We start from the raw sequence: 15,032 nt of genomic DNA on the forward strand, positions 1-15,032 counted from the left end.
CTTTCCGTTTCCGAAAAGGTTCAACCACCAGACTATCCCTATCACATTCTAACCTGATTAATTGATTATATCATATTCTGTCGATAAATGGAAGATTGGCACAAAATAATACTAATAAATTTATCTCCGGATTTTATGATGCAGACTCCACCTAAGACATTAAACATTAAATATATATATAAATTCTCATTTACACAATGCACTTACACCAAATTTAGTGTAAGTCCAAAGTAAAATAAGATACCCCATATCAGAACACCTTACTTTCTCAACTTATCTACTAACTGTGAAACCAGTTCCACGGATTCATCATCAAGACCAGTAACATCCACATTCCTCTTATCAGTAATTCCTAAGAGATAATCTGTAGATACATGGAATATACGAGCCAATTTTATCAACGCTTCATATGAAGGATAACGACTGCCTGATTCATAGGAAGATACAGCACTTATGGCTAATCCTATTCTATCTGCTATTTGCTTTTGAGTTAATTTCTTCTCAGTTCTGAGAGATCGTAATTTTTCTCCCATATTCACCAACTGTATCACCTACTTTCACTGATAGTGTATCAATTAGTATTTCCATATTGGTGAAATAAATTTCTTAAATACAGAAAAATTTGTTAAAATAGTTGATAATAAGTGCTATAATTTAAACATATAGAAAAAAGGTACACTAAAAAAGGGGAGATGATTGTGAATAGCAATAATTCTGGAAGTGGAATTAAAGCAATTCTCCTTGCCATGCTGTCTTTTCCTCTCTATTGCATCTATTACAGTTACATCTTTTGCATTATAACTACTTCTATCATTTACAAATGTTCTAAAGAATACATAATATCCTTTTTCAATATGTTCTCCATCCAATTTAGATTTATGGATGAAATATGAATTACCATCTTCTCCACGGATAAATCCATATCCTTTATTATTAAAATATCTTGTTACTGTTCCAAACATCAAAAATCCTCCTATTCGTTAAAATTCTTCAAATGAAACCATGATTTCAAATACTGTGCTATATAGTGGCTTAAATTCACTTATACAGCTTAAATCCAGCTTGTATTACCCTTTATGTCTATTTCTTTATCTTTGAAATTAAGACACTAAAATAAGCCCATATACTCATATTTTTACAAGTATATAGGCTTATGCAGATGTCCTAATATTAAACTTTTAATACTTTTTAATTTGTACTGGTGTTTTTACCACTGCATTCTTTTACCCACCAAATTAACACATTTTTTACCACCAATTATTTTTGGCATACCACCAATTCAAACCCAAAATTACACCAAAATATATCAATTTATAACAAAATATATCGACTTATTCAAATTTTCTGTATTTTTTACAAATGCCCTAAAGACAAGCTCAAACCGCCCAAATCACCGTATTTCCGGCATTTCTAGTCCCACGAATACGGTGTATTCTGATAAACATAATAATTCAACCAATTACTAAACAAAGCATTCGCCGCTCCCCTCCAGCGAAGTTTAGGTCTCTGTTCAGGATCATCATCCGGATAATAGTTTTCAGGTACTTCTATATCAAGCCCCTTAGCTTTATCTCTCTTATATTCCGAATCAAGTGTCATTCTGTCATATTCAAGATGCCCTAGAACAAATATCTTCCTGCCGTCATGTGACACCAAAATAAGTTCTCCTGCTTCATCTGACTCAGCAAGCACTGTTAGTTCATCACATGCAGCTATCTCATCATGACTTACCCCTGTATGTCTTGAATGTGGTGCATAAAATACATCATCAAATCCTCTTAAAAGTGGTTCTTTTCTGTGATGTACAATATGTTCATAGATTCCAAATTTCTTTTTTGGCAGCATATATTTGTGTATTCCATAATGATAATAAAGTCCCGCTTGTGCCCCCCAGCATATATGAAGTGTTGATGTTACATTTGTGTTTGACCACTCCATTATCTTTGTGAGTTCATCCCAATATTGAACCTCTTCATATTCCATATGCTCAATAGGTGCTCCTGTTATTATAAGTCCATCAAATTTTTTATCTTTTACATCCTCAAATGTTTTATAAAACTCATTAAGATGACTTGCAGGTGTATTTGTTCCTATATATGTCGCTGTTGTCAGAAATGTTATCTCTACCTGAAGTGGTGTATTTGAAAGACTTCTAAGAAGCTGGACTTCTGTTTCCTCCTTTAGCGGCATTAAATTCAAAACTGCGATATACAAAGGTCTTATATCCTGGGACACCGCTCTTGTTTCGTCCATCATAAATATATTTTCTTTTTCCATTATCTTCTTTGCTGGAAGATTATTTTGAACTTTAATTGGCATATTTAACGCCCCTTTCTATTATCTATTGTAGTCTTTTTACTTTGTATAAAATATTTTTAAATTACTTATTTACCGTTCATCCAAAATCCAAAAACAATAAAGTCAAGCGGATATTCGCAATCCGCTCTGCTACTTGCTCATAACACTATTAGCTGCTATCGCAGCATATCAGAAGTGGCTTGTGCCCCTCCTGATACAAGCAAGTCCCACACACACCACTTATTTGCTCTACACAATAGAAGTGAGGGACTTCCTTGATAGCGTTAAGTCTATACATTTATCTCGCAAGCTTTATTATTCATCACATTTTTATCGAAAACATCTCAATAAATTCATCTTCTGTTATTATGTGTACTCCAAGCTCTTTTGCTTTTTTATTTTTGGATGAATTACTTGTGCTGTCATTATTTATAAGGTATTTTGTCTTTGATGTGACACTTCCGGTGACTTTGCCACCTCTGCTCTCTATCAGTTCTTTTACTTCACTCCTGTTTGAAAAGTGATTAACTGAACCTGTTATAACAAAGTTCATGCCATCCATATCATTTTGAGTATCATTTTCTTCATCTTCAAGTGTGATAATATCGAGCAGATCGTCAACTATATGATTATTGTTTTCTTTTTCAAAATACTTTACAAATGAATCTGCTATTATCTCTCCGACACCATCAATCTCAACCAGTTCATCCCTTGAAGCATGTCTTATCTTTTCAAGATCATTTGAAAATGCCTTACATACCATTTTTGCATTTGAAAGACCTATATTGGCAATGCCCAGACTGTATATAAATCTGGCTGTCGTTGTCGTTTTCGCTGTTTCGGCAGCTTTTACAAGTTTTTCATATGATTTTTTTCCAAAACCATCCATTGATATGATTTCATCCTTATATCTGTCAAGTTTAAAAAGGTCGGCAAGTTCATGTAAAAATCCCTTTGATATGAATTTTTCAATCGTTGTCTCCGACATTCCATCAATATTCATCGCATCGCGGCTTACAAAAAGTGATATTGATTTTATCTTTTTGGCTAGACATTCAGGATTTTCACAGAATAAAACTTCAACATCATTTTCTCTATGAATGGATGTCTTTTCTCCACAGACAGGACATTTGTCAGGTATTTCAAGTGAATCGCTCTCTGTGAGGTTTTTGGCTATCTGAGGTATTATCATATTTGCTTTATACACCTCGATAGTGTCACCGATCCCAAGTTTTAACTCCCTTACGATGCTTATATTGTGTACACTCGCCCTGCTCACTGTCGTTCCCTCAAGCTCTACCGGTTCAAATATCGCAACCGGATTTATAAGTCCTGTTCTTGATGCGCTCCATTCCACTTCAATAAGCTTTGTTTTTGCTGTTTCGTCTGCCCACTTAAATGCAATTGCATTTCTCGGGAACTTCGCCGTCGAGCCAAGTGAATCACCATAATCTATATCGTCATACAATAGAACAAGTCCATCTGACGGAAAGTCGTTTGTCTTAACTTTTTCCGAAAACCACTCAACTGTCTCATGTATATTTTCTGATGTTACAACCTTATATTCAACTGTCTGAAATCCCTGTTCCCTCATAAATTCCATTTTATTTCTCTGGGAATTTTTAAAGTCAACTCCCTCTGCCTCAACAAGCGTGAATGCATAAAGTTCTACATTTCTTTTTGCTGTTATCTCATTGTTAAGCTGTCTTACTGAACCGCTGCACAGATTTCTGGGATTTTTATACTGTTCTTCCTCCGACAGTGATTCATTTATCTTCTTAAATTCAGAATATGTTATTATGGCTTCACCTCTGAGTACCATATGACCTTTAAATGGTATATTAACAGGGAGATTTTTAAATACTTTTGCATTGTTTGTTATTACCTCACCCACCACACCATTTCCTCTTGTGACTGCATTTAAAAGTTTTCCTTTTTCATATGTGAGCACAACTGTAAGACCATCCATCTTCCATGACAAAATACCTTCTTTATCGCCAAGCCAGTCTGCAAGTTCATCAACCTGCTTTGTCTTGTCAAGAGAAAGCATCGGTGACGGATGTGTCTGTTTTGGAAGTTCACTTAAAACTTCATAACCTACTTTCTGTGTCGGACTTCCTGCAATTACAAGACCACTTTGTTTTTCAAGGGCTGAAAGTTCATCATACAACCTGTCATATTCAAAGTTGCTCATTATCTCATCCTTGCCCTGATAATAAACTGCTGCTGCCTTATTCAATATGTCAATAAGTTCTTTCATTCTATCTGTTTCTGCCATTATCTCCTCCATACATAAAACACACCAATATTTTAAAGCATCTTTTTAAGTTCTGATACCTCGCGCAGTGTGAGCCTGCGGTACCTTCCCTTTTTTAGTCCGTCAAGAGTTATGTTCATTATCCGGTCTCTCCTAAGATGTACAACTCTGTACCCAAAATATTCACACATTCGCCTTATCTGTCTGTTTAAGCCCTGCGTAAGTATGATATGAAAACTGTAATCATCTTCTTTCCATACTTTACATGGTTTAGTAACTGTATCAAGTATCGGTACTCCATCGCCCATCTTCTTTAAAAATTCATCAGTAACCTTATGGTCGACCTTGACAAAATATTCTTTTTCATGTTCATATCTGCTGCGCAGGATCTTTTCCATAACATCTCCCTGATTTGTCATAAGTAAAAGTCCCTCCGATGCCTGGTCAAGCCTTCCTACAGGATATATCCTTTTATCATAATTTATATATTCAACAACATTTTTTATCTTTTCACCGTTTTCTTCCGATGCAGTAGTACACACAATTCCTTTAGGCTTATAAAAAGCAAGAAAAATCTCCTCTTCCTCTTTTTTTATGCTTTTTCCATTCAGAGTAACTTTCTGCCCATCACATACCTTTGCACCCGACACAGCAGTAATGCCATCAATACAGACACTGCCTGCCTCTACCAGCTTGTCCGCCTCACGCCTTGAGCATACCCCTGCTTCACTCAGATATTTATTTATTCTCACTCCGTTTTCATTCATAATGATCCTCCATGCCTTTACACATGATAATATCCCCCTGTATTACGGTAACAAAAACTACTGCAACAAGATACAGATATTACATTTATTCGCCATTTTTTAATCCGTCAAAAAGTGTTCTCACTTCTTCATCCGTACTTATAAGTTCAGCCATTCTTTTCTGAACTGAATCCTTCAATGCAGTTATCTCACTGCTTTTATCAATCATCTCAATCTGTTTCTGAATATTACTGTCAATTTTTCCAAAATAAATCTTATATTTTCCATCTTTTTCTTTAATAACATAATACGCTGATAATGAAGGCAGCATCTGTTCAACTCCAAATGCCTTTATATCATAATATGCATACACCCTGTATGTATCCTTTTTAGAGCACTTTTTTATAGTACATTTTATATTGTTATACGATTCAATATACTGATTCTGCACCAAAAGCTTATTCTCATCGATATATTTTGTATCGCTTACATAAGTTCCCATTGCTGAAATATCATCTACAAGCTTCGCATTTAGATATCCGCTTATAAGTTCATCGATCTGCTCATTTAATTCCTCAGTCTGCATATCGTTCTTCTGCACTTTTTTTATGTGACTTTTAGCAGTCTGTGACTTTTCAACCTTGAATTTTGTTTCTGTACTAAATGAGAGAGTATATATTACTCCACTGCCGATCAAAAGCACTCCTATGATAAAAAAGGCAACTATTTTTTTATATTTAAACATATAGATTAACCTTTCTTCCTTATAAACAACTTATATCCCATAAAGTATAAGTTTAACACAACAAAAAGTTATTGTAAAGTTGACAAAATCACTCTAAAATCTTTACAATAACTTTATGATATGTTAAAATAATAAATTGTATGTAGCCATACATATTTTTATGTCGCCAAACACATTATAGATGTGTATAGTGGCATTTTCATACGCACTCGTAGCTCAGTGGATAGAGCAACAGCCTCCGGAGCTGTGTGTCGAGGGTTCGAATCTCTTCGAGTGCGTTTTTTACAGATATATTCCTATCTGTTTATGACTTTATATGTTTTATTTCCCTTATTTCTAAATAGTCTTCTGTATATTTTTATTTTTTTCCTGTTACATGTTATATAAAGTTTCCTGTTGGTTTCTTTCAGTATGTTTTTTCCCACTTTTCGTAAATTATTTGTCTTTACATTTATCTTTTTAAGTTTTACGCAGTTTTTAAAGCAGTTCTTTCCTATTGAAGTCACATTTTTTCCTACTGTCACCTCATTAAGCTGTTTACAATTTTTAAATGCATCTGATGCTATTGATGTAATTTTATATACCACCCCTTTATATTTTACATTATCTGGTATAACTGCCTTTTTAAGTTTCTTGCCATAAACTTTTTTAAGTGTAACCATCTTTTTTTTCTTATTGTAGCCACAATATTTAAATGTCTTTTTAGTTTTATTCTGACCACTGTTCTTATTGATGTCGTCATTTTCTTTGCCTGCCCCTTGCGGCTGATGCGGTTTTGATGTTATCATTTCAACTGGTGATTTTGTTGTTTCTGACGGTTCGCTGCTGACATCTGGTTTTGTGCTGCTAACAGGTTCTGTACTTGTGGTCGGCTTATCACCTTCTCCCGGTGTAGAAGTAGCCTGATTATTTTTTCCAGCAGGTATCCATTTTGCAAAAAACTTTTTATCTCCCGTATCAGTTTCCAATATCTTTGTAATCATTTTTCCTGTACATTTTTCATCCAAATACCATCCGGCAAAACTATATCCACTCTTTGTCACATTTTCTGGCAGTTTTATTCCTATTCCATATAAATATTCTGTTGCATTTTCTCCAACTGCTATACTTCCACCATCCATCACATAAGTAATTTTGTAACTTGCTGCTCCCCATACAGCATAAAAAATCTTATCTCCTGTATCTGTGGATATAATCTTACTGATATCTGACCTGACTGAATTTTTATTTGTGCTCCATCCCAGGAATATATAATTCTGTTTTGCAACATCCATTGGAAGATTTATGTTATCTCCAAACTTATATGACTTCACAATACTTGAATCATCTTTAAATTTTCCTCCATTTGTTTCAAATTTCACACTGTATTCTGCAAGTTTATAATTTGCATTTAATCTTATATCACCATGTGAACCTTTTTTTATAATCACTTTTTTAGTTATCTTATCACTATTGTCCTCATTCCAGCCTGTAAATACATGTCCGTACTTACTAGGCTCTGTTATTTCAAAATCCTCCGTTTCACAATTATACTGTAATGGATTCGTATTTCCTGACTGTTCTCCTCCATTGAGATTTAAATGAATATTATATAATACCGGTTTCCATTGTGCATACAATGTTATTAGCTCATCCTGCGTACTTGAAACCTGACTTATGTGCTGTCCTACTATATAATTCTCGCCTTTTCCATCATATCTGGTATTCCATCCATTAAATAAATAATATTCTTTTGTACCTGTGTTATCTGCTACTACATAATCTGTATTAAATAAAACAGAAGCACTATCAGGTATCTTTCCTGTTCCTCCATTTAAATTATATTCTATTTTATAGCTATTTTCTTCCCACTGTGCATAAAGCTTTACAGTCTGTCCATTATTCTGTCCCAGATTTTTAAGCTTATCTCCGGTTTTATATATTCCAGACTGACCATTTTCAGATATACTCCAGCCTACAAAATGATATCCTTTTTTAACAAATTCACAGTCAGGTGCCGCAAACTCTTTATCATATTCTATATCTCTTAATATTTCCATCTGCCCTTCTGCATCATTGGCATCAAATTCTATATTATACTTTTCAGTGCCCCATACAGCTTTAAGCGAGCCATCACCTATCATATCCCTATCTATATTTAATTCTTCTCCAAAAACAAAACGGCCAAGACTGTTGTAATACTGTCTGTCTTCCAAATAATATCCCATAAAAGCATATCCCTGCTTCTTAGGACTATCCACTGACGGCATATTCATATGCGGATAAACATATATTTTTTCTGTACCGTCCTCCCCACCATTTTTATCAAAATATATAACAAATGATATTCCTGTCTGCTCAAATTTTTTATTATTTTTTTCACAGAAGTCATGTGCTGATGATCTGCTCCAGCTTTTTACTACCGTATTACCATCAATAGTTTCTTCTTTGTCTGATATAATACAGTTAGGATTATTGATAACAAGCTCTTTTAACTGTTTACATCCCATAAAAGCATTATCGTCAATTCTCTTTATTTCTACCCTTTCGTTACATTCAAATTTGTTTAACATCCCACAGTTAAAAAACGCTGAATCGCCTATCGTTATTTCCCTTTTAACATTTTTATCAGCATACAGTTGCACATATTCAAGATTGCTGCATCCCGCAAACGCAAACTTGTTTATTTCATTTACTTTGCTTCCGATTATCACAGCTTTTATTTCATTATTGCTCTTATAATCAATATTCTCCTTATCTTCGGGATCATCTCCAAATCCAACAAGCATAACCATCTCAAATTTATTTTCTTTTGCAAAATGATACTGCGCACTTCCGACATAACAACCAATCATCGTATGTTCATTTATTGATGTTTTATCTTCTAGTACAGTATCTTTTCCCTCAAATTTCATCTGTGCGATCTTTTTTGTTCCTGCAAATGCCCCTTTTCCAATTTTCTTTACTGAAGCCGGAATTATCAATGCATTCATCTGTTCTTTTGAAAAGTCTTTTTCATATTCCAGCGATACGCAGTCTTCAAATGCACTTTTTCCAATAGAAATTACATTTCCAAGCTGTATCTTTTTTAAGTTTCCACATTTTTTAAATGCATTATCTCCTATGACCGTTACATCAGCCGGCATCAAAAAACTTTCCATAGAAGTCTCTCCGCAAAAGAAATCATCATAAAGCACTGTTATATTATTAAATTCTCTGTGATTTTTCTTTGAATATGTCTGTGATGAAGAATCTGAAAATCCACTTATCTCTGTTCTTTCTGGAATCGTATCATATGAGTCATCTATTTCACACTCTGGATTTTTTATTTCAATAACTTCTAAAGAAGTACATCCCTTAAAAGCATTTTTCCCGATTTTCTTTACTGAATAAGGTAATATTATTTTTTTTAAGCCGCTGCAATTCTCAAATGCCATATCTTCTATTTGTGTTACTGTTCCATTTTTTATTTCTACATATGTAATATCTTTGTTTCCGCTAAATGCACTTTTTCCAATTTTCTTTATATCATCAGGAATTATAATCTTTTCAGATTTTCCTGATACTTTTACCAATGTATCACCTGAGATAACTGCATCATTCAGACCGTTTTCCTTAAAACTTTTAAAATATCTTTTTACAGTTATGTTTCCCCATACCTTTACTGGAGCATCACTAGATACATATGACATTCCAGAATAATACGCTCCTAATGCACTGTCCGTACCAAAATTTTTTCCTGATACCATTTCTCCACTATCAACTTCAATAGATCTGTTATTATTGATACTGTCAATCACACGCCCGTCTTCATAACAGTCAACACATGTAACTCTATATTTGTTTTTTGCCCACTGAGCATATAATCTTATTGTGGATGTCGAAATATTTTTTACTATCTGCCCATTTTTATAGTTTACCCCTCTTCCGTTTTCTTTTGTATTCCAGCCTGTAAAGTTATATCCTTGTTTAGCAAAAGTATTTGATTTTAAAATCTCATTTGAATCATAATTTACTATCTGGCTTCCCATATTTCCAACTCCGCCATTTGCATCATATTCAATTTTATAGGTAAATGTATCATCATAATATACTCCACAACTACAGGTATATCTTGTATAACCTTTTGAAGATGCGCTAGGTGCAACAACATTTTTTGCAGAATATTTATGAGATGTCACTTCCCCCTCTTCTTTTGTTTTTCCGCAAACCCTACAATATAATACCCGTCTTCCTGTACATGTTGCAGCCGTTTTCTCTGCCCAATCATGCTCGGTGTAATTTCCTGAAAATCTTGTATCACTGCATGTTGCACATTTATATACATCTAAATGTTGACATGTTGCCGACGCAAGTTTAACAGAATAATTATGTGCCAATTTGCTTCCCTCACTTCTTGTCGCTCCACAACTTGAACATGTATATTGATTAGCATGTTGACATGTTGCTCCTGATGTCAGTTTCCATTTTGATGAATCGTTTAAATGATCACAATCCCAATAAATATACAAAGATCTGTGATTATTTGGATCACCTGCTATCATACTCTTTGCCAGTTCAAGTGTTGCATTTTTTGGTGTATCTGAAACACTGCTCCCACAGCCAACCATAACTCTCATATGATATCCATTCCTATATAATGTCGAAGCATTTATTTTTTCAACAATTGTCTTATATAATGACGATACATCAGATGCATTACCTATATCTATCTGCATGTATATATTAGTGTCGGTCTTATTTACAAAACTTATATTATTAGTAGTTCCTTCAACTACATTTTTTAATTCTCCCTGCATAGTATACGGTTTTGCTATCTGTATAAGATACTGATAATATATGACGGCTTTGGCTTTTTTCAAATTCATAAATGAACTGTCTGATATTATCAGCGACATAAACATTATAACTAACCCCAACTTTTTAATTACCTTCTTTAGTCTCTCCATATTTTTCTCCTTTTTCTTTATCATGCTATCATTTCCAATGAATTATATGCTAAGCTGTATTTATAAACATTGTCTGACAAATACTCGTCAGGCAAAAGATAATTCTGATTAACCTCCTTAACCATACTCTTTAGTTCTTCCTCAGAAATATCCGCAATAGCAGATATAACAAGCACTTCATGTATACTGCTAGGAAGCATATAAAAATCTCCTCCCACTTTCGCTGCTATCTCCCGCAGCATATCCGGATATAGGATTACTGTTGCTCCATTTATCCCCACATTGTTTGTTACAATATACGGCTCATATATTTCCCCACAATCACATTTAATATCTCCAAACCCCATTTCTTTAAGACTAATATCATGTCCCTCAAGCATGGTACTGACCGGCATAACTTTTTCTTCAAAAATCCTTTTTGAATTGATTGAAGCTAATGTGTATAATTCTTTAATATCTGTCCCCCAGTTAATCATAACTGTATTTGTTATCCTTATAGAAGCAATTCCCTGTTCATCATTATCAACAAGAAAATAAAATATAACTGCCATATCAAGAAATGGTATATACGGCATTTCTTCAAGCATTTTCTTATTCCTTTCCAATGATACAAGTCTCATTACTATCTTATCCTTACATTCGTCATATTCTAGTGACAGATTCTCGTATTTCCCGGTACTATTTTCATTCTCATAATTCTGTACTATTTCTGCCACAAGGCTGTCTATCCCTATTCCATCTACATATCTGCGATACATGCTTTGCAGATAAAAATTTGGAGTGACATTTCTTCCCGGTTCTATAATAGCCAACGAATCATACTCCATCGAATTATTCTTCATTACCTTGTGAATTTCTACAGACACACTCTTATCAAAACACAATTTTACTTTCTTAGCCATTTCGTTAATAAACTCAAAATATTTCATCATCTTCCTCCATTTATTTTATTGAAAATCTCTTGTTCCTGGCTAAATTCTGATTTTGTTTTCACTTTAAACTTTAGTTCAAACAGCCCCTCCTTTCTATTTAATTTTTTATTACTAATTTTTCATAACTATCGTGGAACTATCTGCAATGAAAACTTCTATGATTTACGGGTGATCTACTGTTAAATTGAATTGAATTTTTGATATAGAATCTTGCTCATAACACTATTAGCTGCTATCTCAGCATATCAGAATGGTTTTATACCACTCCTGATACAAACAAGCCACCACCCACCACTTATTGCTCTATGCAATAGAAATGGGGAACTTCTTTTATAGTGTTAAATTTGTATCAGAACAAAGAGATTTTCTGACTATATGGTAACAAAGCTTTACATTTAGAACAATATTAAGAATATATAAATATCACAGACACTTTTTGAACAATCCGATATTTTTGGATTTTATAGATTTTTTATTTTTGTACATATTGTATTATTCAGTACAATTTTTTTATGAATAATGCACATATTTTTTGGGCATGATTTGCTCTAACTCCTCTATTTATCGCTGTTTGCAAACTTTTGTATTTTCGTCACAACATTTTTCTTCAAAAACAGCTCAAAAAAGGCAGACATTGAAACGATTTCAAAGTCCACCTTTAAGTTTTACGATATTTTATAAATATTATTGTTTTTTATAAAATTTCATTTTTATATTTATTTTTTATTTGCTTAAGAACTCATCAATTCCCTTAGCTGCTGCCTTACCTGCACCCATTGCAAGGATAACGGTTGCAGCACCTGTTACGGCATCTCCACCTGCATATACTGCTGCCTTAGAAGTCTTTCCTGTCTCCTCCTCAGCAACGATACATTTTCTCTTGTTGATGTCAAGTCCCTCTGTTGTTGATGAGATAAGTGGGTTAGGACTTGTTCCAAGTGACATGATAACAGTATCTACATCGAGTACGAACTCAGAACCCTCAATTTCAACAGGTCTTCTTCTTCCTGATTCGTCAGGCTCGCCAAGTTCCATACGGATGCATTTCATTCCTGAAACATTTCCCTCTTCATCTTCAAGGATTTCTACAGGATTTGTGAGAAGGTCAAACTGGATTCCCTCCTCTTTTGCATGATGTACTTCCTCAACTCGTGCAGGAAGTTCTGCCTCGCTGCGGCGATATACGATATGAACATCTGCACCGAGACGGAGTGCTGTTCTTGCGGCATCCATCGCAACATTTCCACCACCGACTACGGCTACTTTCTTTCCAGGGATGATAGGTGTATCATAATTTTCATCAAACGCTTTCATAAGATTGCTTCTTGTAAGGTACTCATTTGCTGAAAATACGCCGTTTGCATCTTCACCAGGGATTCCCATAAATCTAGGAAGTCCTGCTCCTGAACCTACGAATACGGCATCAAAGCCCTCTTCATTTAAAAGTTCATCTATAGTAACGGCTTTTCCTACTACAACATCAGTCTCAATCTTAACTCCGAGTGATTTTACATTCTCAACTTCCTTGTCTACGACTTTGCTCTTTGGAAGACGGAACTCAGGAATACCGTAAGATAATACACCGCCTGCTTTGTGAAGTGCTTCAAATATAGTTACATCGTAGCCGAGTTTTGCAAGGTCACCTGCACATGTAAGTCCGGCAGGACCTGAACCGATAACCGCAACTTTCTTTCCGTTTAAGCTCTCAGCTTTAGCAGGTTTGATTCCTTCTTCTCTTGCAGTATCAGCGACATATCTCTCAAGTTTACCGATAGATACGGCATCACCCTTGATTCCACGGATACATTTTGACTCACACTGGCTCTCCTGTGGACATACACGACCGCATACGGCCGGAAGTGCAGAATACTCACTTATCACATGATAAGCACCCTCAACATTCCCCTTTACAAGTTCACTGATAAATCCAGGTATATTTATATTTACGGGACATCCCTTTACACACTGTGGATTTTTACACTGAAGACAACGTGTTGCTTCCGCTGTTGCCTCTTCTTTATCATATCCTAAACAAACTTCCTTAAAATTCGTTGCACGAACTTTTGGCTCCTGCTCACGAACAGGAATTCTTTTCATTACATCAACTTCCATGATATTTTCCTTTCTCTGCAAATCTATGTTCTCTGACAGATATTTGCGGGCATATGTTTATTTTTAAATATTATCTGACGCAACTCCATCACGGAGTATTCCCGCATTACTGTATTTTTTCTTCTACTGGCAGTTACCACATCCACCGTGATGTGTATCTCCCTCTTCGAGTTTAAGCATTGCTCTGCCTTCTTCTGTTTTATACATTCTCTGGCGGCGCATAGCCTGGTCAAAGTCTACAAGATGACCGTCAAACTCAGGTCCGTCTACGCAGGCAAACTTAATCTCATCGCCTACTTTAAGACGACAGGCACCACACATACCTGTTCCATCGACCATGATAGGGTTCATACTTACTATTGTAGGTATATTAAGTTCTTTTGTAAGTATAGTAACAAATTTCATCATTATCATAGGTCCGATTGCTATAACCCTTGTATATGTCTTGTTTAAGTTCTTTACAAGTTCATTTATCTGGTCACATGCATTTCCCTTGAAACCATAAGAACCGTCATCTGTTGCAATGTAAAGATTTCCTGCAACTTCACGCATCTCATTTTCAAGTATCATGATGTCTTTTGTACGTGCTCCGATGATAACATCAACATCAATACCATGTTCTTTCATCCATTTAACCTGTGGATATACAGGAGCTGTACCAACACCACCGCATACGAATAAAAGTTTTTCTTTCTTTAACTCCTCTATAGGCATCTCGATAAGTTCAGATGCACATCCTAAAGGTCCTACGAAGTCCATAAAGCTCTCTCCGACTTCATAGCGTGACATCTCTGTTGTAGATGCTCCTACTGTCTGGAATACTATCGTAACTGTTCCCTTTTCTCTATCATAATCACATACTGTAAGAGGGATTCTCTCTCCTTCTTCATCTGTCTTTACAATAACAAACTGTCCGGGCTGACATGACTTTGCTACTCTCGGTGCCTCAACATCCATAAGCCAGATGTTGTTGGCAAGATACTCTTTCTTTAAAATCTTAAACATAATGAGCCT

Annotated in this window: 10 protein-coding genes and 1 tRNA gene; 1 reads left to right on the plus strand and 10 read right to left on the minus strand. The window is 34.9% G+C overall.

What is annotated here, in order from left to right; all coding sequences use genetic code 11:
• Nucleotides 1-260: 260 nt before the first annotated feature.
• The 6 genes from KQI69_RS06765 to KQI69_RS06790 form a co-directional block, all read right to left on the minus strand.
• Entirely contained in the window at nucleotides 261-533 is a 273-nt protein-coding gene (locus KQI69_RS06765; RefSeq protein WP_253289041.1) for a helix-turn-helix domain-containing protein, read from the minus strand.
• A 114-nt stretch (nucleotides 534-647) separates the two neighbouring features.
• Nucleotides 648-962: a cold-shock protein gene (locus KQI69_RS06770; RefSeq protein ID WP_216564586.1), complete on the minus strand. Its 315-nt coding sequence runs from the start codon at nucleotides 960-962 to the stop codon at nucleotides 648-650.
• Between the two features lie 448 nt (nucleotides 963-1,410).
• Nucleotides 1,411-2,319: a homoserine O-succinyltransferase gene (gene metA, locus KQI69_RS06775; RefSeq protein ID WP_216564587.1), complete on the minus strand. Its 909-nt coding sequence runs from the start codon at nucleotides 2,317-2,319 to the stop codon at nucleotides 1,411-1,413.
• A 301-nt stretch (nucleotides 2,320-2,620) separates the two neighbouring features.
• Nucleotides 2,621-4,576 (minus strand): NAD-dependent DNA ligase LigA, encoded by a 1,956-nt coding sequence (gene ligA, locus KQI69_RS06780; RefSeq protein ID WP_216564588.1) that lies wholly within the window; start codon nucleotides 4,574-4,576, stop codon nucleotides 2,621-2,623.
• Between the two features lie 32 nt (nucleotides 4,577-4,608).
• Complete coding sequence (locus KQI69_RS06785) at nucleotides 4,609-5,322, minus strand: pseudouridine synthase (protein ID WP_216564589.1); 714 nt, start codon at nucleotides 5,320-5,322, stop codon at nucleotides 4,609-4,611.
• Nucleotides 5,323-5,407: 85 nt separating this feature from the next.
• The gene (locus tag KQI69_RS06790; RefSeq protein WP_216564590.1) at nucleotides 5,408-6,046 is read right to left on the minus strand and encodes a hypothetical protein; all 639 of its coding nucleotides are present in this window, start codon (nucleotides 6,044-6,046) and stop codon (nucleotides 5,408-5,410) included.
• Between the two features lie 205 nt (nucleotides 6,047-6,251).
• On the opposite strand from KQI69_RS06790, the gene KQI69_RS06795 reads away from it, so the two are divergent.
• Nucleotides 6,252-6,324: transfer RNA gene (locus KQI69_RS06795), tRNA-Arg, on the plus strand.
• A gap of 18 nt (nucleotides 6,325-6,342) precedes the next feature.
• Here the strand turns inward: KQI69_RS06795 and KQI69_RS06800 are convergent.
• The 4 genes from KQI69_RS06800 to KQI69_RS06815 form a co-directional block, all read right to left on the minus strand.
• Nucleotides 6,343-10,974 carry a leucine-rich repeat protein gene (locus tag KQI69_RS06800; protein ID WP_216564591.1) on the minus strand — a complete coding sequence of 1,544 codons (4,632 nt, stop codon included), beginning with the start codon at nucleotides 10,972-10,974 and terminating at the stop codon, nucleotides 6,343-6,345.
• Nucleotides 10,975-10,994: 20 nt separating this feature from the next.
• Nucleotides 10,995-11,903 (minus strand): DUF5688 family protein, encoded by a 909-nt coding sequence (locus tag KQI69_RS06805; protein ID WP_216564592.1) that lies wholly within the window; start codon nucleotides 11,901-11,903, stop codon nucleotides 10,995-10,997.
• A 726-nt stretch (nucleotides 11,904-12,629) separates the two neighbouring features.
• Nucleotides 12,630-14,018 (minus strand): NADPH-dependent glutamate synthase, encoded by a 1,389-nt coding sequence (gene gltA, locus KQI69_RS06810; protein ID WP_216564635.1) that lies wholly within the window; start codon nucleotides 14,016-14,018, stop codon nucleotides 12,630-12,632.
• A gap of 123 nt (nucleotides 14,019-14,141) precedes the next feature.
• Nucleotides 14,142-15,023: a sulfide/dihydroorotate dehydrogenase-like FAD/NAD-binding protein gene (locus KQI69_RS06815; RefSeq protein ID WP_216564593.1), complete on the minus strand. Its 882-nt coding sequence runs from the start codon at nucleotides 15,021-15,023 to the stop codon at nucleotides 14,142-14,144.
• Nucleotides 15,024-15,032 lie beyond the last annotated feature (9 nt).

This window comes from Eubacterium sp. MSJ-13 (assembly GCF_018918235.1).
GTDB lineage: Bacteria > Bacillota > Clostridia > Lachnospirales > Lachnospiraceae > Butyribacter.

Coding starts and splice junctions, on each gene's coding strand:
- KQI69_RS06765 (WP_253289041.1), bottom strand. CDS start 533: ATGGGAGAAAAATTACGATCTCTCAGAACTGAGAAGAAATTAACTCAA.
- KQI69_RS06770 (WP_216564586.1), bottom strand. CDS start 962: ATGTTTGGAACAGTAACAAGATATTTTAATAATAAAGGATATGGATTT.
- metA (WP_216564587.1), bottom strand. CDS start 2,319: ATGCCAATTAAAGTTCAAAATAATCTTCCAGCAAAGAAGATAATGGAA.
- ligA (WP_216564588.1), bottom strand. CDS start 4,576: ATGGCAGAAACAGATAGAATGAAAGAACTTATTGACATATTGAATAAG.
- KQI69_RS06785 (WP_216564589.1), bottom strand. CDS start 5,322: ATGAATGAAAACGGAGTGAGAATAAATAAATATCTGAGTGAAGCAGGG.
- KQI69_RS06790 (WP_216564590.1), bottom strand. CDS start 6,046: ATGTTTAAATATAAAAAAATAGTTGCCTTTTTTATCATAGGAGTGCTT.
- KQI69_RS06800 (WP_216564591.1), bottom strand. CDS start 10,974: ATGGAGAGACTAAAGAAGGTAATTAAAAAGTTGGGGTTAGTTATAATG.
- KQI69_RS06805 (WP_216564592.1), bottom strand. CDS start 11,903: ATGAAATATTTTGAGTTTATTAACGAAATGGCTAAGAAAGTAAAATTG.
- gltA (WP_216564635.1), bottom strand. CDS start 14,018: ATGGAAGTTGATGTAATGAAAAGAATTCCTGTTCGTGAGCAGGAGCCA.
- KQI69_RS06815 (WP_216564593.1), bottom strand. CDS start 15,023: ATGTTTAAGATTTTAAAGAAAGAGTATCTTGCCAACAACATCTGGCTT.